General features: G+C 54.2%; 17 protein-coding genes. 12 read left to right on the top strand and 5 right to left on the bottom strand.

The window, feature by feature from the left end:
- Positions 1-702 (top strand): ABC transporter ATP-binding protein, encoded by a 702-nt coding sequence (locus ABN482_RS02160; RefSeq protein ID WP_239990182.1) that lies wholly within the window; start codon positions 1-3, stop codon positions 700-702.
- Between the two features lie 2 nt (positions 703-704).
- The gene (locus ABN482_RS02155; RefSeq protein ID WP_349502449.1) at positions 705-1,949 is read left to right on the top strand and encodes an ABC transporter permease; all 1,245 of its coding nucleotides are present in this window, start codon (positions 705-707) and stop codon (positions 1,947-1,949) included.
- A gap of 167 nt (positions 1,950-2,116) precedes the next feature.
- On the opposite strand, the gene ABN482_RS02150 is transcribed toward ABN482_RS02155, so the two are convergent.
- Complete coding sequence (locus ABN482_RS02150) at positions 2,117-2,737, bottom strand: HdeD family acid-resistance protein (RefSeq protein WP_349502448.1); 621 nt, start codon at positions 2,735-2,737, stop codon at positions 2,117-2,119.
- Between the two features lie 160 nt (positions 2,738-2,897).
- Between ABN482_RS02150 and ABN482_RS02145 the strand changes: the two genes are divergently transcribed.
- Entirely contained in the window at positions 2,898-3,260 is a 363-nt protein-coding gene (locus tag ABN482_RS02145; protein ID WP_349502447.1) for a YgiW/YdeI family stress tolerance OB fold protein, read from the top strand.
- A 33-nt stretch (positions 3,261-3,293) separates the two neighbouring features.
- Here the strand turns inward: ABN482_RS02145 and ABN482_RS02140 are convergent, their stop codons facing one another.
- The 4 genes from ABN482_RS02140 to ABN482_RS02125 all read right to left on the bottom strand — a co-directional run bounded on the left by ABN482_RS02140 (position 3,294) and on the right by ABN482_RS02125 (position 7,958).
- The gene (locus tag ABN482_RS02140) at positions 3,294-4,067 is read right to left on the bottom strand and encodes an EcsC family protein (protein ID WP_349502446.1); all 774 of its coding nucleotides are present in this window, start codon (positions 4,065-4,067) and stop codon (positions 3,294-3,296) included.
- 33 nt (positions 4,068-4,100) lie between these two features.
- On the bottom strand, positions 4,101-5,147 hold the full coding sequence (locus ABN482_RS02135; RefSeq protein WP_349502445.1) for a glycosyltransferase: 1,047 nt from the start codon (positions 5,145-5,147) through the stop codon (positions 4,101-4,103).
- A gap of 222 nt (positions 5,148-5,369) precedes the next feature.
- Positions 5,370-6,968, bottom strand: a complete 1,599-nt coding sequence (locus tag ABN482_RS02130; RefSeq protein WP_349502444.1) for a methyltransferase regulatory domain-containing protein — start codon at positions 6,966-6,968, stop codon at positions 5,370-5,372.
- A 144-nt stretch (positions 6,969-7,112) separates the two neighbouring features.
- Positions 7,113-7,958, bottom strand: a complete 846-nt coding sequence (locus tag ABN482_RS02125) for a flagellin N-terminal helical domain-containing protein (RefSeq protein WP_502877219.1) — start codon at positions 7,956-7,958, stop codon at positions 7,113-7,115.
- A gap of 254 nt (positions 7,959-8,212) precedes the next feature.
- Between ABN482_RS02125 and ABN482_RS02120 the strand changes: the two genes are divergently transcribed.
- From ABN482_RS02120 to ABN482_RS02080, 9 genes are all read left to right on the top strand, one after another.
- Positions 8,213-9,481 (top strand): tyrosine-type recombinase/integrase, encoded by a 1,269-nt coding sequence (locus ABN482_RS02120; RefSeq protein WP_349502443.1) that lies wholly within the window; start codon positions 8,213-8,215, stop codon positions 9,479-9,481.
- A 174-nt stretch (positions 9,482-9,655) separates the two neighbouring features.
- A complete protein-coding gene (locus tag ABN482_RS02115; protein WP_349502442.1) occupies positions 9,656-10,513 on the top strand; it encodes a flagellin N-terminal helical domain-containing protein in 858 nt (285 codons plus the stop codon).
- A gap of 159 nt (positions 10,514-10,672) precedes the next feature.
- Positions 10,673-14,149, top strand: coding sequence for a glycosyltransferase (locus ABN482_RS02110; protein ID WP_349502441.1), 3,477 nt, complete (start codon positions 10,673-10,675; stop codon positions 14,147-14,149).
- Between the two features lie 31 nt (positions 14,150-14,180).
- Positions 14,181-15,395: a glycosyltransferase family 2 protein gene (locus ABN482_RS02105; RefSeq protein WP_349502440.1), complete on the top strand. Its 1,215-nt coding sequence runs from the start codon at positions 14,181-14,183 to the stop codon at positions 15,393-15,395.
- 11 nt (positions 15,396-15,406) lie between these two features.
- Positions 15,407-16,537 carry a DegT/DnrJ/EryC1/StrS family aminotransferase gene (locus ABN482_RS02100; RefSeq protein ID WP_349502439.1) on the top strand — a complete coding sequence of 377 codons (1,131 nt, stop codon included), beginning with the start codon at positions 15,407-15,409 and terminating at the stop codon, positions 16,535-16,537.
- Positions 16,527-16,958 (top strand): sugar 3,4-ketoisomerase, encoded by a 432-nt coding sequence (locus tag ABN482_RS02095; RefSeq protein WP_349502438.1) that lies wholly within the window; start codon positions 16,527-16,529, stop codon positions 16,956-16,958. The genes ABN482_RS02100 and ABN482_RS02095 overlap by 11 nt, the downstream gene beginning before the upstream one ends.
- A 21-nt stretch (positions 16,959-16,979) precedes the next feature.
- Positions 16,980-17,726, top strand: coding sequence for a class I SAM-dependent methyltransferase (locus ABN482_RS02090; RefSeq protein WP_349502437.1), 747 nt, complete (start codon positions 16,980-16,982; stop codon positions 17,724-17,726).
- Between the two features lie 14 nt (positions 17,727-17,740).
- Positions 17,741-18,436, top strand: a complete 696-nt coding sequence (locus tag ABN482_RS02085; protein ID WP_349502436.1) for an acetyltransferase — start codon at positions 17,741-17,743, stop codon at positions 18,434-18,436.
- Positions 18,423-19,346, top strand: a complete 924-nt coding sequence (locus ABN482_RS02080; protein WP_349502435.1) for a glycoside hydrolase family protein — start codon at positions 18,423-18,425, stop codon at positions 19,344-19,346. Before ABN482_RS02085 ends, ABN482_RS02080 begins: the two co-directional genes overlap by 14 nt.
- The last annotated feature ends 67 nt before the right edge of the window (positions 19,347-19,413 follow it).

Raw genomic sequence — 19,413 nt, 5'->3', positions numbered from 1 at the left:
ATGCAGTCCATGCTGGAAATCCTGAACCTGACGGTAGTGCGCGGCCAAGGTCCCGGCCAGCACAGCATCAGCCTGCCGGCGCTGAGCCTGGCATCAGGCGACGTCTGGGCCGTCACGGGCGAGAGTGGCTGTGGCAAGAGTACGCTGCTGGAGGCCATTGGCCTGCTGCTCAAGCCGGAAACCATCGGGCATTTCGAACTCGGGCGCACGGATGTTGCTGCGCTGATCCAGCAAGGCGATGAGCCGGCCCTGGCCCGGTTGCGTGCCGAGAAGCTGGGTTTTGTGCTGCAGCAGGGAGGCCTGCTGCCTTTTCTGAGCATTCGTGACAACATCACCCTGCCGCGCCGGCTGCTGGGGCTGCCGGCCTGGTCGGAACGACTTGCCCACTGCTGCACCACCTTGCGCCTGGAGTCTGCGCTCGACAAGCGTCCTGCCGCGCTGTCGATCGGCGAGCGCCAGCGTGCAGCCTTCATCCGGGCCATTGCCCATGAGCCGGACCTGTTGCTGGCCGACGAGCCCACGGCGGCCCTCGATCCGCATCATGCCTATACGCTGCTGGAGTTGTTTTTGGCGCTGGTGCGTGAGATGGGCATGGCTGCCCTGATCGTGTCCCACGACTGGCCGCTGGTACAGGGCTTTGGTCTGCCCCGCATCACGGCCTGCAGCATGCCGGGCGCAACGACTTTCGAACTGGTGGGCTAGCGATGATGCGTCGAATCCTCCTGGCCCGCCTGGCGGTGGCCGACCTGCTGCATGACCGCAAGGTGTCGCTGTTCATGATGGCGACGCTGGTGGCCGTGATTGCCCCCCTGCTGCTGCTGTTTGGCCTCAAGCAAGGCGTGGTCGAGCAATTGCGCAGCGATCTGGTGCGCAGCCCCGATGCACTTGAGGTCCGTATGCTGGGTAGCGGCGATTTCGACGATGCCTGGGTCGCTGCCGCGCAAGCGCGTGCCGATGTGGCATTTGCCGTGGGCATGACCCGGGTACTCAACCTGCGTGGCGACCTGCTCGCGGACAGCCGCCGCTTTGCCGAGAACATCGAGCTGATTCCAACGGCGGATGGCGATCCGTTGCGGGCAGAGGAACAGGCCGCAGCCTTGCCTTCCGCCGATGCGGTTGCGCAGACTTTGCCCGCCCTTTTCCTGAGCAGTGCCCTGGCGATGCGCTTGCAGGCTGCGCCTGGCGATACCCTGACGCTGGGCGCACAGCGTCGCCTGGATGGCGTGCTGGAGCGTGGCCAGTGGCAGGTTCGGGTGGCTGATGTGCTGCCGGCGCATGGCATGGACCGACTGGCTGCATTGGCACCCCTGCCGCTCCTGGTCGAACTGGAGCGTTTTCGCGACGGTTATCGGGTCGAGCGCTCAGGGCTGACCACAGGGCGTGCCGCAGATGACGACGAGCCTGTCCGCTATGCTCGTGTCAGGCTCTATGCCTCTGATGCCGACCGCATCAGTTCATTGGCGCGCTGGTTGCAGGAACAGCATATCGATACGCGCAGCCAGCAGGCACAGGCAGACAGCGTCCGGCAGATATCCACCGTGCTGGGCTGGGTGTTTGGTGTGATCGCAGTGGCGGCGCTGCTTGGATGCATCGCCTCGCTGGCCGGTGCCTTTCTCTCCAATATTGAGCGCAAGCGGCGCAATCTGGCCGTATTGGGGCTGCTTGGCAGCACCCAGGGCGAGCTGGCCTGGTTGATGCAGGTTCAGGCGCTGTGCCTTTCTTCGGCGGCCTATGCCTGCAGTCTGTTGATCTACGGTCTGGGCAGCCTGGTGTTTGATGCGGTGCTGGGTGGTGGCCCGGCGACAGGACGGTTTGTGTGCGAACTGGCTGGCTGGCAGATGGCGGTGGGGTATGTCTTGACGCTGTTGCTGGCGGGTAGTGTCTCGTGGGCAGGCACTCGTCGGGCAGTACGGATCGATCCGGCCGAGAGTCTGCGCGAGGTCGGATAGCGACCGGCCGAACCGTCAGCCAGGAAGGCGTGCCGGTTCTGTTGGATAGCAGTGGATGGCGGCACGACCGTCGGAACGGGGCACCGCATCATGGACACAGGCACCGTTGAACGGTGAGTATGTATCCTGTGGCCAGGACACCTGTATAAACCTGGCCACCGGTGCAACTAGCGTGCTGTCGTATGCCCCCGGCGCAGCGCCTGCCCCAGCATGATCAGCGTGATGCCCTGGAACAGCAGGTCGAGGGCCAGCAGGAAGCCCAGGATCCAGAGGCTGTTGGCAGGCCACCCTGCCGCAATGAGCAAACCTGCCAGCAGCGTGATCAGCCCCGAGAGCGCCAGCCATTTCCAGCCCGCCTGGCTGCGGTTGTTGAACCATAGCCATAGCCTCAGGGCACCTGCCGCGATCAGCACGGCTCCCAGCAGCAGGGTCAGCGCGGCCGCGCCCGCAATCGGGTTGTAGAGTGCCAGCAATCCGGCCGCGATGTAGAACAGTCCACTGACCGTCCAGACCAGGAAGCCGCTCCAGCCCTTGATTCGCCACGCCTGGATCAGGTGCAGAATGCCGCCCGCCAGCATCAGGGCACCGACGAACAGCACGCTCACCAGCGTGAAGGCCAGCACATAGACGGCACCGATCAGGCCCAGTACCAGCAGCAGGATGCCCAGCCCGACAAACCAGCCCCAGTGCGCGCCCAGTGCCGTCAGGTTGCTGACCAGCGGGGCCGTGGGTGAAAGGCCCGGTACCGGATTGTCGTGGTGTTCGGAAGAAGGTCGATCATTCATCATGGACTCCTGGAGTGGTGCATCTGGAAAATGGCCGTATCCGGTTCAGCATGAATGGAGTGTGAATGGTTCGTTCATGCTCCATATGGGAGCAGTTTGCCATACTAAATCCATGCCTTGATGAATCGAGGCAGTATCCATTCAACTGATCTGGAGTTTAGATATGCAAAAAACCAGTTTTCTCGCCGCCATTGCCGCCTCCGCCACGTTGCTTGCCGCCCAGCCAGCCCTGGCCCAATATACCGGGCCGGGCGCACAGGGCGTGGCCGTTTCCGTTCAGGATATTCTTGATAATCCCGTCGATGACCAGCGCGTCATCCTGCGTGGCCATCTGGTGCGCCAGGTCTCGGACGACAAATACCTGTTCTCGGACGGTCAGAAGGAAATCCGCGTCGAGATCGACCGCAAGCGTTTCCCTGCCCAGTCGATCGATGAAAAGACCCGCGTGGAGATCGTCGGTGAAGTTGAGAAGGACTTCCTCGAATCGCCCGAGATCGATGTGGAAGTCATGCGGGTTGTTGAATAAGGCAGCGAGGGCGGCCCGCAGCCTGGAGCTGCCTTAACGCAGCTCTTTCTGGGCAGCAATCCGATTGAATTCGGCCTTCACAGTATCGAAGCCATATGCCTTCTCAAGTCGTTTGACGGTGAAGTGGCCGCGCGCCATATCCTGGAAAAAATCAGTGAACATGGTGTTGATCAATGCGCCGCTGGCCGCCCCGACAATCGGAATGGCCTGCGCGGCCGCTTTTTCCGTGACCACCACGCCGAACCGCGTGGCCACTTTTTCCAGCAGGCTGCTCAGCCATTTGCCGGCATGCGTCGTGATGACCTCGGCGGTCATCAGCCGCATGGCATAGTAGGTCGTCTCGGCTGCATCGTCATCCTTGGATTCTCCACCCAGGGCAAAGACCTGCAGGCAGGCCTGTTTGGTGTCCTCATCTTCCAGATCGAAGCCTTCGCTGCGGGCAATGTCTGCTACCGCGCGCATCATGATAGTCGTCGATACGGGCAGCTCGACGGCCAGGCCGGTAAATCCGAAGAATCCCCCCACTCCGCCCGAGATGGCCGCATAGGCCTTGTTCCATTTGGGTGAAGCCTCTTTTTGTTCGTTGCCCAGGCTCCACAGGGCTGCGTCGGCGGCCTTGCTCAGTGCTGTCTTGACCAGCACCTGAATCTTGCTTTCCATGCCGCGCGGCAGGTACTCCAGAATCTTGTCGAGCGGCTTGCCGACGACGCCCGTCAGCTTTGCCGTCAACGTGGGCGACAGCAGGATCTGGACGGCTTGTTCCAGGTCTTGTTGGTCGGTTGGGGTAAGGCGCTGAGCGTGCGACATGGCGGGCCTATGCTTGGGGTCGTTGGCACTATTCTAAACGTACCCTGTAGACCTGTTGGTAGCACTCAAGCGTGCGATGCCCTCTACTGCCGGTGAGTAGTTCTCGCAGTTCTGATAGAAAACCAGAGCGTCTTCATTGTTTCCAAGGCATTCCAGAATCACGCCGATATTATAAAGTGCCTTGAATGAATGCACGCCCTTCTTGCGGCCGGGAGGCATTCTGGTGCATGCAAGAAAATGATCAACGGCCTGTTGCATATCGGCGTTGTTCATGTATATCAGGGCCTTCAGGAAAACAAAATCAGTAGAAGGGCAGTATTTTTCATAATCCAGGAATTTCAGCGCCTGGGTATATTGACCGGAATTGATGAGGGAATATCCATAGGTTTCGATCAGATCTTCGCTGTACTCAAAAAAATGACCGGCTTGTAGTCGCAGAGATCTTTCAAGACATGTGCAAGCCGCAGGATAGTTTCGATGAATATAGTGTGTTTTGCCGAGCTGGTAATGCAAGTATGGATCTTCAGGGGCCAGTCTCAGTGCCGCCTCAAGCAATTTCACGTTGCGGCTCAGTTTGTCCTTTTCTTGCAGAATATCGGTCTGGTAGCCCAGATGATGCAGTGTGATGGGCGCGTCAAAACGGGCAAAGTCCGGCGCTTCGACATGCGGACAGATTTGTTCATGGATGAGGCCCTGGTATCCGTAGCGTGACTTTCGAAACAGTCGGTTGATTCGCTCGGTTTCTTCATTCTCTCCTGCGTGGTTGATCATATTGATCCGCCCCACTGCATCTGGCTGTGCTTGCATCAAGGCCAGCAAAGGCCCGGTATCCAGCGCTGCCAGCGTCTCGTCGGCATCAATGACCAGGACCCAGTCATGCCTGGCGAATTGAATCGAATGGTTGCGTGCCGCAGAAAAATCATCGACCCATCGGAATTCATGGACTTTCGGCACAAACTGGCGGGCGATTTCTTTGGAGTGATCTGTGGATCCTGTGTCCACGACAACGATGTCATCGAAGTGGGGGATGAGCGCTTGCAGGGTTTTTTCCAGGTGTCTGGCCTCGTCCTTGACGATCATGCAGACCGAGATCATCAGCATAGTGTGATCGCCCTTTGAGTCAGGTGTATGGGCGATGACATGAAATGGGGCATGGGATGCGCTTCCTAGACAGCCGTGACATGATGTTTTCAGTGTATGCCAACAGGAGTGGCTTATGTTTGGTTTTCCACATCTTCACGAAAATGATAGCAAGTGCATAAAACAGTGAGCGTAGCAGTATGTCTGCGTTGATGTTTTTGTCTATTCTTGTAGCAACAACCCATTCCGATGCAATAAATCCACCGTATTTCTCAAAATCCTGTCCACAGTCAGTTCAAGATTGCGTTGCCCTTTGAGCATTTTTCCATCAGTATCAGGCACTTGGCCTCGCTGCAAGACATTGCGCAACAACCCCTTCAGCTCCGCGGCCGAGCGCTTGCCATCCATGTGGCGTATCAGCCAGTATTCAGCGTCTTCCAGATGTAGCTGTACTGCGTCGTGCCAAAGATTGTTCAGTCCGATACCAAAGCCTGGTGTACGCCGCTGCTCAAGGATTTCCAATGCGCCAGGAATCAGCATAGGATGCTCGCGCACTGTTGCAAGATCGTAGTCCTGGTAAGGGTCTGCCTCCAGGCCATAATGCAACAGCCCTTGGCGGAACAGGGTATGCATGGCAGCCAGCAGACTGCGGTTTGCGCGGTCGCTATCCGAGTCATGTAACTGTGGGCGCGCGCGCTCCAGCAATGTCATGATATCCAGTGACGCAGGCCAGGCCGCACTGAGCACAGAAGTCACTGCCAACATGGCGGGATCCTGGGTGGCAAGCATGCGGTGGGCATGGTTTTTGAAGTGTTGCATGTCGGATGCGACAGCCTGCTTCGGCGTGTCTGGCCGGAAAAATCCGGCCCAGCGCAGGTCAACAATGCGGCCTGGGTCTGGATCGGGCAGGATGTGTTCACGCTGGGCTGCATGCACGACCAGACTTTTACGAAAGGTGCGCCCCACGGCAAAATCAAGATATTGCTGCCGCATGATGCGGGGTTGATTGGCTGAGATTTGCTCGTGATGTTGCTGTACCGTGGTGCCATAAGAAATGGCCATCTCTGCGTGTGGATCAGCATCGCCAACATGCAGGCACCCTTCTTGCTGGCAGAGTTCCGCAAACTCCAGCAGATAGCAGGGCGCATTGAAGGTTTCGAGATACTCATGCGCAATATAAAAATCCGAATGCTGCAGCAACCGATGAACCGCCGCTTTGAGTACGGAGCCAAGTTGGTTCTGGCTTGCCACACCTTCAGTCAGCAGGCCCAGCATGGCTTTGGCACTGAGGAGCTTGTCGGCATGGTCTGACGTGGCCTGGGCATGCAACAGCATGGCATCGCGCAGGATGTCGTTGGCTTTCCAGCCTGGATAGGTGTTGTAGCTGATATAGGCCAATCCGTAGGGAGACAGGTTTTCGCGCACGATACGCAGGATGGCAAGGCGCACCTCGTGGGGAACCCAACTGAACACACCATGCGCAATGATGTAGTCAAACTGACCGAAATCGGGCGTGATATCGGTCAGGCTCATGGCATGCAATGCCAGGTTGCTCAATTTCAATGCCTGTATCAGGCCCTGACCCTGTTCTATCTGTACTGCGGAAAGATCCACGCCGACAATCTGCGCCTCAGGATGGCTCAGTGCAAAAGGCAATAGATTGCCGCCGCCTGCACAGCCCAGCTCCAGGACACGCGCCTGTTTGAGGGGCACGGAGGACAAACCGTAGAGATGTGCCGCCGCGCGCAGGTGGCGAGGTGACGTATAGGAAAAAGCATTTGATTCGTACAGATGCTTGTCATAAGCGTCGGCAATGGCCAAGTTGGCTGCATCAACGGTTTGCATTCAGGATTCCTTGTGCTGGCTGACGGGATACATCCCAAGCAAAAACAGCCCCGGCCAACGGCAGCAAGGGCTGTTTGGTGTCCGCATGGCGATTCAGCGGACAAATCACTGCGCAAAAAATTAACGCAGCAGCGACAGGACAGTTTGGGGAACCTGGTTGGCCTGGGCCAGTACCGAGGTACCGGCTTGCTGCAGGATCTGCGCGCGCGTCATGTTCGACACTTCGGTGGCGTAGTCGGCATCTTCGATACGCGAACGGGCGTTCGACAGATTGTTGATCGTGTTGTTCAGGTTGGCGATGGTCGACTGGAAGCGGTTTTGAATCGCACCCAGGTTCGAGCGGGCTTCATCGATCTTGTTCAATGCCCCATTTGCCGTATCAATTGCGGCTTGCGCATTTGCCAGTGTATCTACCTTGAGATCTGCAATGCCAAGCCCGTCCGTACCTGTCGTGGCGTTGATCAGGCTATCTTTGGTGACTGTGATCTGGTCGTTGGTCGAGTTGTTGGCACCGACTTGGAAGGTTAGACCTTTTCCTGTTGCTGCCAATTCTCCCGTGCCGTCCAGCAACTGGGTGCCGTTGAAGGCAGCAGACTTGGCAATACGATCAATTTCATTGATACGTTGCGTAATTTCGGTCTGGATCGAGCCGCGGTTGGTCGAGTTGTTCGAATCGCTGGCAGCCTGCACGGCCAACTCACGAATACGTTGCACGTTGTTGTTGATTTCGTTCAGGTTGCCTTCAGCCGTGGCAGCCAGCGAGATACCATCGTTGGCGTTACGGGCCGCCTGGGTCATACCTTTGATCTGAGCGGTCATGCCGTTGGCGATCGCTTGGCCAGCAGCATCATCCTTGGCACTGTTGATGCGCAGGCCCGAGGACAGGCGTTCGATGGCGTTGCCCAGCGAGCTTTGCGACTTGTTCAGATTGGTTTGGGCAACCAGGGACAGGTAGTTCGTATTGATAACGGAGATTCACGCAAACTCTCTGTTTCTTCAGCCTTGTAAAGAACCAACCATTTGATATTTATATAAAAATAGACTCTAACGGAAAGTCTGTCTCAATACACTTGATATCGACATGTATAGCTTTGTGCATATCCTTTCCTGAGCAGGTTGCGCTATTTTGCCGGCATGGTTAAGGCTGTCGGGCGCGATGCCAGTTACAAAGTGGCCCTACAGGTGTATATATTCGTGCCATTTTTCAAGGCAGTGCACGCATGACCATTCATTTGCTTACGGAACGCAGCATCAGAAACGCCGTGCCGCAGGTGAAACCCTATACGCTGCGCGACGGTGGCAGCCTGTTCCTCCAGATCCAGCCGTCGGGAGGCAAGCTCTGGCGCTATCGCTATCGCATGCAGGGCCGAGGGTATATTTATGCCATTGGTCGCTATCCCGATTTTTCGTTGGAGGAGGCTCGCCAGACCTGTGCCCAGGCCCGCGCCCTGGTGCGGAACGGCATTCATCCCCTGGCAGAGCGACAGCGGCGGCTGGCTGTACAGTACGAGGCGGGTCGCCATACTTTTCAGGCCGTTGCCGAGCGCTGGCTGGCATTCAACAGCGATTGGAGTCCAGGCTATGCCGCCAAGGTACAGGCCTATCTGCAGCGGGATGTGCTGCCAGTTATTGGCAAGATGCCTGTCACCATGGTCAGGACGACTCAGTTGCGACCCATCATCCTCGCGGTCGCTGACCGTGGTGCCCCGACGGCTGCAGCGATGGTACGACAGTGGTTGGGGCAGATATTCAGTTACGCTCAGGCACACGGGTTTTGTGAGCATCACCCCGTCCAGGGGCTGCGTGGCCTGTTGAAGCGCAGCGTGACACGGCACCACCCACCTCTGGCGTGGCATGATATTCCGGCGTTTTTCAACAGACTGGAACAATGGCCGGGACATCGCACCACGATACTGGCATTGAGACTGTTGGCGCTGACTTTTGTCAGGACGGGAGAGTTGCGACATGCTCGTTGGGAGGAGTTCGATCTGCAGGCCGGGCTCTGGCATATTCCAGCAATTCGCATGAAAATGCGCCGGGCACACATCGTGCCTTTATCTGCCCAGGCGCAGGCCAGGCTGCGTGAGCTTCACGTATTGACGGGGCATGGTGCGGTGCTGTTTCCCAACATACGCAATCCTGGTCAAGGGATCATGGGGCGTAGTTCGCTCAATCGGGCGATCGGCTGTCTTGGCTATGCCGGGCGCTTTTCCGCGCATGGTTTCCGGGCAACGGCAACGACATTGCTGGGCTTGCTGGGCTATCCCGACAAACAGGTCGATCTGCAATTGGCTCATCGCCGGCTCGACAGTGCGCGGGCACCGTATGACCATGCCCGCTTCCTGAGCTCCAGGCGAGAGTTGATGCAGGATTGGGCCGATATCCTTGAGCGGCTAGAGGCTGGGTGGACGCTGGAACAGATCACCCGAGAATTCGGTCCGGTATCGGTCCGCAGGGCTGCGTTTCTGGGGGTCGTCCAGCGGGAGTGAACTGGATGTTGGCGAGGACTTGTAGAAAATTTACATAGACCCCTAAAGTTTTCGCTGAAGTCCCCGTTAATGGGTGGCAAGGCAGCACAGCCACCCCTAGGGTTCGGCGGCCGCCAAGCTGTACAGGGCATTCCCTGCCCGGCAAAGAACGCCTCTACCTCTTAGGAGTCAAACATGGCTGTTATCAATACTAACTATCTGTCGCTGGTTGCCCAAACCAACCTGAACAAGTCGCAAAGCTCGCTGGGCAACGCCATCGAGCGCCTGTCCTCGGGCCTGCGTATCAACAGCTCCAAGGACGACGCTGCTGGCCAAGCTATCGCCAACGGCATGACCGCTCAGATCAAGGGTATGACCCAGGCTGCCCGTAACGCCAACGACGGTATCTCGCTGGCAGCCACGGCTGAAGGCAACCTGAACGAAATCAACAACAACCTGCAGCGCATCCGTGAACTGGCTGTGCAGGCTGCCAGTGATTCGAACAACTCGACGAACCGTGGTTCGATCCAGACCGAAATCGACCAACGCCTCTCCGAAATCAACCGTATCGCCAATGCGGCTGAGTTCAACGGCACCAAGCTGCTGAACGGCACGGGCGCGCTGGCCTCCGGCGGTTCGGGCCTGACCTTCCAGGTCGGTGCCAACAACACGACCGATGATCGTATCGCTGTCACCAGCAGCAGCCTGATCAACGCCACGACCGCCAGCGGCACGGGCCTGGGCGTTGCCGGTATCAACGTGACCTCGCTGTCGGGTGCACAAGCTGCAATCACCTCGGCACAAACCGCGCTGGACAAGATCGATACGGCACGTTCGAACCTGGGTGCGATCCAAAACCGCTTCCAGTCGACCATCGCCAACCTGAACAACACGATCAACAACCTGTCGAACGCCCGTTCGCGTATCGAAGATGCCGACTACGCAACCGAAGTGTCGAACATGACGCGTGCTCAGATCCTGCAACAGGCTGGTACCTCGGTGCTGGCCCAGGCCAACCAGGTTCCCCAGACCGTCCTGTCGCTGCTGCGTTAATTAGCGACTTCGATCTTGTTGTAAAAACAAGATTGATATATAAAAAGGGCATCCTCTATCAGAGGGGATGCCCTTTTTCACTATTTTTGTCCGAAGTTCCTGCATATCATCACCATGCCTCTTTCCTGGTGATTATCGATTGAAACTGGATTTGTGCTCATGCATGCCAAAGTCAAGGCCCCATTTTTTTCAGTGATATTGACGACGTATAACCGACCTGAGTTATTGCGCCATACATTGGAGAGCTTGAAGGATCAGAAGTTTACTGACTTTGAAGTCATTGTTGTCAATGACAATGGTATGCCTGTTGAAGATGTCATATCTGATTATGAACTGGATCTGACATACCTGAAGCAAGGCCTCAATATGGGTCTTTCCCAGGCGCGAAATGCGGGCTTGAGAATCGCTCGCGGAAAGTACATTACCTATATCGATGATGATGATGTCTACCTGCCTGAACATCTTGAGGTTTTACACCAGGAATTCAATAGAAAAGGCAGTGCCCTGATTTATACGGATGTGGTTTATGTACAGGAAACACTCGATGGTGCAATAAGAAAAGAGGTATCCCGCAGCTATCCAACTCGGCACGATAGCTTTGACAGGGACGCCTTGCTGATAAGAAATAATATTCCTGTCAATAGTTTCTCGCATCCCAGGGATATTCTGGAAAAAGTAGGCTATTTTGATCCTATGCTGCCAGCGTTTGAGGACTGGGACATGTTGCTCAGGCTCAGCGCTGTCTTGCCTGTTTTTCACGTAAAGAAAACGACTGCAGAGGTCAGGCAACGGGTTGCTGCATCGGCAGGTGACAATATGCTCTCGCGGGAGGAAAAGAATTTCATCCCGCTCTATCAGGAAATATACGCTCGTTTCCCGACAGATAACCTGCAGACGATGATTACCCGGCGTGACCTCATGGACGGCATGCAGGATCATAAGCAGCGTCGGAAAAACGAGACCGAACTCTATGCAGCATGGCTCGAGTGGCAGTCTCCGGATACAACGCGTCAGACAATTCTGAATGCACTGGTTGCCGCAAATGGTGGAGAGAATCAGGTAGGTATTGTGCTGCTGGATGACGTCGATTCTGAGCAAAAATACCGGAAAACACTGGATAGCATATATCGGCAGATGGTGCTTCCATGCCGTGTGTGGATATTGACCAATCGCACAATCGATAGTGTCCCGGATGGGTGTTCAGTCATCAATGTTGCACCTGACGAATATATTTCCGGACTCAACGATCTGATCAATCAAACCGATTGCCCCGCAGTGCTGCTGGTTGTAAGAGCCGGCACATCGATTCTGCCCAGCGCTGTGCTCGATATTTCTGTTGCATATGTCTGTGCGCCTAATACTGGCGTGTGGTACATGGACAGTGATGTCATTACAGATTTGGGAACGCCTGAGTCTCCCATGTTGCTGCCGGAAATAAACCTGGATTTTCTGCGTAGTTACCCCTATGTAGGGCAGGATTTTGTCATCAATACAAAAGTCGCCCGTTCTAATGGTGGCCTGAGTATTGACATGGGTGGACTGAGTCATGTGGATTTTATGCTCAGGCTTTTGGAAACCCAAGGGCTGCTAGGTGTAGGGCATATTTCTCGAGTGTTGCTGCATCATGATGAGACCATACCTGTCTGGGCCAGATCGCCTCAGGTGCGTGCTTTGCATCGCAAAGTCATGGAAAGCCATTTCCAGAGAATTGGAAGGCAGGTCGAAATCGTTGAAAACGAAAACGGCTTGGTGTTTGATATTAACTATGAACATGGTGTGAATCCACTGGTATCGATTGTCATACAAAATCGGGACCTGGGTGTCATTCTGAAGGCGTGCATAGATAGCCTGATTGAAAAGACAGCCTACAAGAATTATGAAATATTGATTGTCGATCAATCCAGCACGGATCCAGAAACAGTACGATTTCTTTCTGAAATCAAAGCATTGCAGATTGAACAAATCAAGGTGCTGGATTGGCAAGGCGATTTCAGCTTCTCGGGCATGGCCAACCATGCCCGCAGCCAGGCTCGAGGTGACGTCCTGCTGTTTCTTGATAATGATACGGTGGTGACCCAGCCTGATTGGCTGGATCAGATGCTGAATCATGTGTTGCGGGGAGAAGTTGCCTGCGTGGGTGCCAGGCTTGACTATCCGAATGGGCGTATTCAGCATGCCGGATTGACTTTGGGTATGGCGGATAGCGTAGGTTTTGCATTCAAGGGCATGTCGTCTATGGCACCGGGCTATATGGCCCGGATTCAGGCCACCTCAAGCATATCGGCCGTCAGCGCAAGCTGCATGATGGTACGTACGGCGGTTTTTGATGAGATAAATGGTTTTGATGCATCAGAGTTTCCGGTGCATTATGGTGATGTGGATTTTTGCCTGCGTGCCAGACAGGCTGGATATTTGAATGTCTACGCCGCCCGTGCAGTGGTCGAGCATCTGGGGGGGGCTTCGCTGGTTCAGCAGGATAAATTCGGCGTTTCTTTCCATCCGACTTATGAATGTGTGGATCGGTTGTATGGTCGCTGGCTGAACGTTCTGGCGCAGGACCCTTGTTATCATCCTGCTTACTCTCTGGATGAACCGGGCTTTTCTCTGCCCAGTTCACCGATGATCAAGGCCCCGCTGCCTGGAAAGCCCTTGCCGGTTTTGTTTGCGGTACCCGGTGATCATTATGGTTGCGGGAATTATCGCGTCATGCTGCCCTTTAACGCCATGCGCAGGCAGTTCATGATCGATGGTAATCTGCTCGAGCCAAAGGTGCCCAGTATTATCGAATGTGCTCGGGCGGAGCCGGATGTGATTGTGCTGCAGGGAGCGTGGAGCAATCCTCACATCGTCAAGCATATTCAAAGACTCAAGAAGTTCATTGGCGCAAAAATCGCACTGGAATTTGATGATTATGTGCAGAATGTGCCAACCAGGCATAATAATCGAAAATATTATTCGACCAATCATATTTCAAAAGTACGGCGCGCGATCGAGCAGGTGGACTGGGTCGTAGTGTCTACCCCGGCCTTGGCGGAAGAGTATTCCCGGTTCCATACGGATGTGCGTGTCAGCCTCAATCGGCTGGAGCCTTCATGGTGGGATACACTGCAGTCCAGCCGGCGTACGGGCAAGAAACTGCGCGTAGGCTGGGCGGGTGGCAATAGTCATGCGGGAGATCTGGCCTTGCTCAGGCAGGTAGTCAAGGATACAGAGGCTGACGTTGAGTGGGTGTTTTTCGGGTTGAAACCTGAAGGGGTGTCGGCTGAATATCATTCGGGAACCGCGATCGAGAACTACCCCCGAAAGTTGGCTAGCTTGAATCTCGATCTGGCAGTGGTTCCTTTGGAAATCAATCAATTCAATACCTGCAAGAGCAATCTTCGCCTTCTGGAGCTGGGCGTTCTGGGGATTCCGATTATCTGTACTGATATCGAGCCTTACCGCTGCGGTCTGCCTGTCACGCTGGTACGTAATCGCACCCAGGACTGGGTCGCGGCGATCCGCGAGCACACCTCAGAGCCTCAGGCGCTATCGGTAATGGGCGACAACTTGCGAGAGGCCGTGCTCAAAGACTGGATGCTTGATTCCGAAAACAGCCTGAAACAATGGTTTTCGGCGTGGACGGCAGGTAATTGAAAATGGTCGGGCATAAGGAAATTTTTATATCATGACTGGACAATCTCAAATCAATACCCCCGATGTCACTGTCGTGATACCGACTTACAATAGTGGTCGGTATATCGTTGCTGCCTTGGATTCGATTTTGTCTCAGCAGGGTGTCAGTCTGGAAGTGATCGTGGTGGATGACGGATCTACTGACGATACCCTCGATTATCTTGCCCCTTATCTGGAGGATGAAAAGGTATCGACTGATCACAATCAAAATAACCTGGGGCCCAATGCCAATTTCAACAAATGCATAAAGTTGGGTACAGGGCGGTATATCATCGTATTTGGACATGATGATGTCATGTACGAGAATCACCTGGCATCCTTGGTGCAGGCGATGGATGTGGCATCACAGGCTGCAATAGGGTATACGCAGGCGGACTGGATCGATGAAAACGGGAATTTTATCCGCAGGGCCGATCATGTAGGACATCTACCGGTTTCCTATACAGGTGGTCGAGATGAAATTGTTGATCTGTTGTCGCATGATAATTATATAAATCCGTCAACAGTAATATATCGACGAGAATATATTCCTTCCTTGACCCTGGATAACGGAAATATGACGACGGGTCATCTGCTGGCAGGTGACTGGGAGCAGTGGCTGCGTATTGCACGAACACGGCCGGATTTTGTGTTCTTGCACCAGGCCAGCATCGGCTATCGTATACACGAAGGACAGATTTCCTCCCGATTTTATGCTGACAGTCGACCGTTGCGAGAGCATGCAGAAATTCTGGAAATGATGCTCTCGGAAAAGGCGATTCTGGATCGGCTGCAGAAATCTGCGGCATCGATCTGGAATCTCTACTATGGCCGCCTGATAAATTATCCTGCGGCAATTCAGGAAGAGATGCGGGAGCGCACCAAATCCATTCTGAGCCAGCTTTTTGGCCGTAAACCAAAATTTGATCCAGCCATATCTTTGTTGCTGTTCGCGGAAAATAATGATGAACAGGTATTCGAAACCCTGGATAGTTTGAGTGCATGCACAGACCACGATTTTGAAGTCGTGCTCATAAATGGCGGCGGACAGGCGATTGAGTCCCGACTGGCAACATATGGTTTTCCTGTCACGTACGTCCGTGGAGCGGCAGGCGGCATGGACGCTGAACGAAAATGCGATGCGGAAAAGGTTGCCAGGGGGAAACAGGCTGTCAGGGTTGAGGCAGGTACAAGGCTGTCATCGGCGTGGTTCGATAAAATATACTAGGAGCAATGCTGATGATACCGTTCCTGGATCTCCGTTCCGTTGTTGGGCGCCAGAGGGATGACTTGCTGGAGGATTTCAGACGGGTGCTGGATAGTGGCTGGTTTATCAATGGCCATGAGCAGAAAGCGTTTGAAGCAGAGTATGCGGAGTACTGCGGTGTTCGGCATGCTGTCGGGGTTGGTAATGGGCTGGAGGCCATCAGGCTGATCCTGCGTGCGCAGTTGGAGTTAGGCAGGTTGCAGCCCGACGATGAGGTGTTGGTGCCTGCCAATACGTTTATTGCCACTGCACTGGCCGTGACCGAGTGCAATCTTGTATTGAAGCTCGTGGAGCCGGACGAACACACTTTCAATATCAGCAAGGCATCCGTTGAGGCCGCTCTCTCTGAAAAAACGCGTGTCATCCTGGCTGTGCATCTATATGGTGAAATGGCGGACATGGCCGCGCTTCGGGCGCTGGCTGATCATCGTGGCTTGCTGCTCATCGAGGATGCGGCCCAGGCTCATGGTGCGTCAGTTTCCGGGCGTAAGGCCGGAAGCTGGGGACATGCTGCCGCTTTCAGCCTGTTTCCATCCAAGCCTCTGGGTGCTTTGGGCGACGCGGGTATCATTACGACGGACGATGATGCCCTGGCAGAATGTATCCGTGCTTTGAGAAATTATGGTGCTCGCGTCAAGTACCATCATGATATGAAGGGCGTCAATTCCAGGTTGGATGAGGTGCAGGCAGCTTTCTTGCGTACCAAATTGAAAAGTCTGGATAGCGATAATCAGGAGCGCCACAGGATTGCAGAGCGTTATTGCCAAGGTATCAACAACCCATATGTAAAAACGCCTTCCTTGCCGCAATTCGGAGATGTGCATTCATGGCATATTTTCTCTGTTTGCTCTGATCATAGGGATATGTTGCAGGAATTTCTGCGCAAGAAAGGCGTGGAAACGCTGATTCATTATCCTGTTTCCATTGGCGAGCAACCAGCCTACCATGATGCTGGTTTGAACAAATGCCCAGTCGCTGAATCTCTTTCCCGGCGTGTGCTCAGCCTGCCAATTTATCCAGGGCTGTCTGGCGGTCATATTCAGACGATTATAGATGCCTGCAACGATTTTTCCCCTGATATCAGGAGTGGCGATGAGCATTGATGAATGCCAGCTTGTTGATTTGCCGAGGATACAGGATCCACGAGGTAATCTGACTTACATAGAACAGAATCGGCATATTCCATTCGAAATAAAGAGGGTCTATTATCTATATGACGTTCCTGGTGGCTCGGAGCGCGGCGGCCATGCCCACAAGGAATTGAAACAGTTGCTTATTGCCATGTCGGGAAGCTTTGATGTGGAGCTGGATGACGGATCTTCCAGGAAGAAATTTCACATGAACAGATCCTATTCAGGATTACTGATTCCGCAGATGATATGGCGCAGGATAGATAATTTTTCAAGCGGCAGCGTATGTATGGTTCTGGCTTCCGAGATTTATTCGGAAAGTGATTATTTCAGAAATTACGATGATTTCCTGGCTGCTGTCCGGAATAAGCGTAATGACGAAGCCCAGTTCTAGAAATTTTGATGGAAGCGTGAAATGTCGAAAAATCCTTTCGATGAAATCGGTTTCGAGGACTTTCGAGCCTTCGCCAAGAATCCCCAGCTCTCGAAATATGAAAAGATAGGTTTTCCAGACGCTTTCCGGGCCGGTGCAGAAGAAAGAATTTTTGCCGATATCCGTAGAAAATTGACCAATCTGGATAAGGCCGGCCAAATCGCCCTGGATATTGGTCCGGGTTGTAGTGATCTGCCTTTGATGCTGATCGAGCATTGTCGCCAGTTCCAGAGTCATCTGTATCTGATTGACAGTCAGGAGATGCTTGATCTGTTGCCGGATCCGGCATGGACGAGCAAACATCCGGCCAAATTTCCCGAGTGTCCTGATTTCATGGAGGCTCAGAAAGAAAAAATCGATGTCATACTCTGCTATAGCGTGCTGCACTATATCCTTGTTGACACGGCCTTCTTTCGATTCCTGGATGGAGCCCTGTCGCTTCTCGCTCCGGGTGGACAATTTCTGATTGCTGATATCCCCAACGTATCCAAGCGGAAGAGGTTTTTTGCAAGTGCCACTGGTATAGCATTCCATAAGCGGTTCATGAATACAGAGGCTGCACCTGAGGTAGTTTTCAACAATGTAGAGCATGACAAGATAGATGATGCTGTGGTCATGGCAATCCTCCAGCGCGCGCGCCTCCAGGGGTTCGATGCCTATGTTTTGCCTCAGGATCGCGAGTTGCCAATGGCAAATCGACGTGAAGATATTCTTATTATTCGGCCATAAGTCGAGGTATGCCAATGAAAAAGAACAGAAAGATATTTATCATCGGTGATTCTGCTTTTGCCGAGATTGCCTTTGAGCTATTCAGCCACGATTCTGATTATGAGGTTGTGGGTTTCTCGGTTGAAGCCGGCTATCTAAAGCAGGACCACCTTTTTGGGTTGCCTGTGGTGCCGTTCGAGACGATAGAGACCGTTTTTGATCCGGCTGAAGTTGAATTCTATGCCGCCATTACCTATGGTGCCATGAACAGACTCAGAACTCGACTCTATCAGGCGGCCAAGGCCAAGGGGTTTCGGCCAGCCAGTTATGTCAGCAGTCGTGCCTTCGTATGGCGCAATGTCGAGATGGGCGAGCATTGCTTTATCTTCGAGAATAATACGGTGCAGCCATTTTGCAAAATTGGCGATAACGTAGTGCTCTGGAGTGGTAATCATATTGGCCATCATAGTGTTATTGGCGATAATTGCTTTGTTGCGTCACAGGTCGTCATTTCTGGCTATTGCAATATCGGTCGAAATACATTCCTGGGTGTGAATGCGACTGTGGCAAATAATGTGAATTTAGGTGCGGATAATTGGATCGGCATGAGCGCGTCGATTGGAAAATCGACAGGCGACAACCTGATTTTCAAGGGATCCCAGGCGGAACAGGCCAGGTTGACGGCATTACGTTACTTCAAGGTTGAGGAAGGTGTCGATGGAGTGGCTTAAACGCGGTATCGTCTGGCGTCCCGACTCAGGACATCCCTTGATGTCCAGCCATGCCATTGCGCCGACTCCCTTCTTATTGAATCCGTCAGTTATTCGGGTTTTTGTTACTGTTCAGGATCAGCAGGGGCGCGGGCGGCCGACCTATTTCGATGTGTCCGCAGCTGATCCTGCCACGGTTCTGGGCGTTGCCCCTGGCCCTCTTCTCGATGTCGGTGTGCCAGGCGCATTTGATGATAATGGACTGATGGCATTGAGTGTTGTCAGAGGGGCTTCCGGGCAACTGATGATGTATTACGTTGGTTTTGAGCTTTGCCAACAGATCCGCTATCGCCTGTTCACGGGCTTGGCCATCAGTGACGACAATGGTACCAGCTTCAAGCGTTACAGCCAGGCTCCCATTCTGGATCGCAGCGATAGTGAGCTTTTTTTTCGTGGTGGGGCATTTGCATTAATGGAGGAAGGGCTGTTCCGCTTATGGTATGTGGCAGGAAGCAGTTGGACTGAAATCAATGGCAAAAGCATGCCGGTGTATGACTTGCGCTACCAGGAGTCCCCGGATGGCATTCACTGGGCTGACCAGGGCAGAACCGTATTGCGGATTACGGATCCGGATGAACATGGTTTTGGTCGTCCCTGGGTGACCAGGCTGTCTAATGGGCAGTATCGCCTCTTCTACTCCATACGCCGTTGCTCTTATGGTGCCTATCGCCTTGGATATGCAGAGTCGAGCGATGGGATTTCCTGGGTTCGGCGTGACGAAGACATGGGGCTTGATGTGTCCACCACGGGTTTCGACTCGGAAGCTATCATGTATTCTGCCGTCATTTCTGCTGCTGGCAAGACATACTGTTTCTATAACGGCAATAATTTTGGTGAAGATGGCGTGGCGCTTGCGGAGAAGGTGGATTGAGCATATCAGTGCTTCTGTATCGCGAAGAGCATCGGGCTGTCTGGGAGCAGTTTTGCTCTGTGTCTTC

This window comes from Corticimicrobacter sp. (assembly GCF_040137905.1).
GTDB lineage: Bacteria > Pseudomonadota > Gammaproteobacteria > Burkholderiales > Burkholderiaceae_B > Corticimicrobacter.
The sequence above is the reverse complement of the archived record's forward strand: the minus strand, read 5'-3'. Positions and strand labels throughout refer to the sequence as shown.

Bases quoted from the DNA above. Each gene is read 5' to 3' on its own strand.
- ABN482_RS02085 (WP_349502436.1), top strand. From the start codon at position 17,741: ATGAAAAAGAACAGAAAGATATTTATCATCGGTGATTCTGCTTTTGCC.
- ABN482_RS02160 (WP_239990182.1), top strand. From the start codon at position 1: ATGCAGTCCATGCTGGAAATCCTGAACCTGACGGTAGTGCGCGGCCAA.
- ABN482_RS02080 (WP_349502435.1), top strand. From the start codon at position 18,423: ATGGAGTGGCTTAAACGCGGTATCGTCTGGCGTCCCGACTCAGGACAT.
- ABN482_RS02110 (WP_349502441.1), top strand. From the start codon at position 10,673: ATGCATGCCAAAGTCAAGGCCCCATTTTTTTCAGTGATATTGACGACG.
- ABN482_RS02095 (WP_349502438.1), top strand. From the start codon at position 16,527: ATGAGCATTGATGAATGCCAGCTTGTTGATTTGCCGAGGATACAGGAT.
- ABN482_RS02155 (WP_349502449.1), top strand. From the start codon at position 705: ATGATGCGTCGAATCCTCCTGGCCCGCCTGGCGGTGGCCGACCTGCTG.
- ABN482_RS02135 (WP_349502445.1), bottom strand. From the start codon at position 5,147: ATGATCGTCAAGGACGAGGCCAGACACCTGGAAAAAACCCTGCAAGCG.
- ABN482_RS02100 (WP_349502439.1), top strand. From the start codon at position 15,407: ATGATACCGTTCCTGGATCTCCGTTCCGTTGTTGGGCGCCAGAGGGAT.
- ABN482_RS02145 (WP_349502447.1), top strand. From the start codon at position 2,898: ATGCAAAAAACCAGTTTTCTCGCCGCCATTGCCGCCTCCGCCACGTTG.
- ABN482_RS02150 (WP_349502448.1), bottom strand. From the start codon at position 2,737: ATGATGAATGATCGACCTTCTTCCGAACACCACGACAATCCGGTACCG.
- ABN482_RS02140 (WP_349502446.1), bottom strand. From the start codon at position 4,067: ATGTCGCACGCTCAGCGCCTTACCCCAACCGACCAACAAGACCTGGAA.
- ABN482_RS02115 (WP_349502442.1), top strand. From the start codon at position 9,656: ATGGCTGTTATCAATACTAACTATCTGTCGCTGGTTGCCCAAACCAAC.
- ABN482_RS02105 (WP_349502440.1), top strand. From the start codon at position 14,181: ATGACTGGACAATCTCAAATCAATACCCCCGATGTCACTGTCGTGATA.
- ABN482_RS02120 (WP_349502443.1), top strand. From the start codon at position 8,213: ATGACCATTCATTTGCTTACGGAACGCAGCATCAGAAACGCCGTGCCG.
- ABN482_RS02090 (WP_349502437.1), top strand. From the start codon at position 16,980: ATGTCGAAAAATCCTTTCGATGAAATCGGTTTCGAGGACTTTCGAGCC.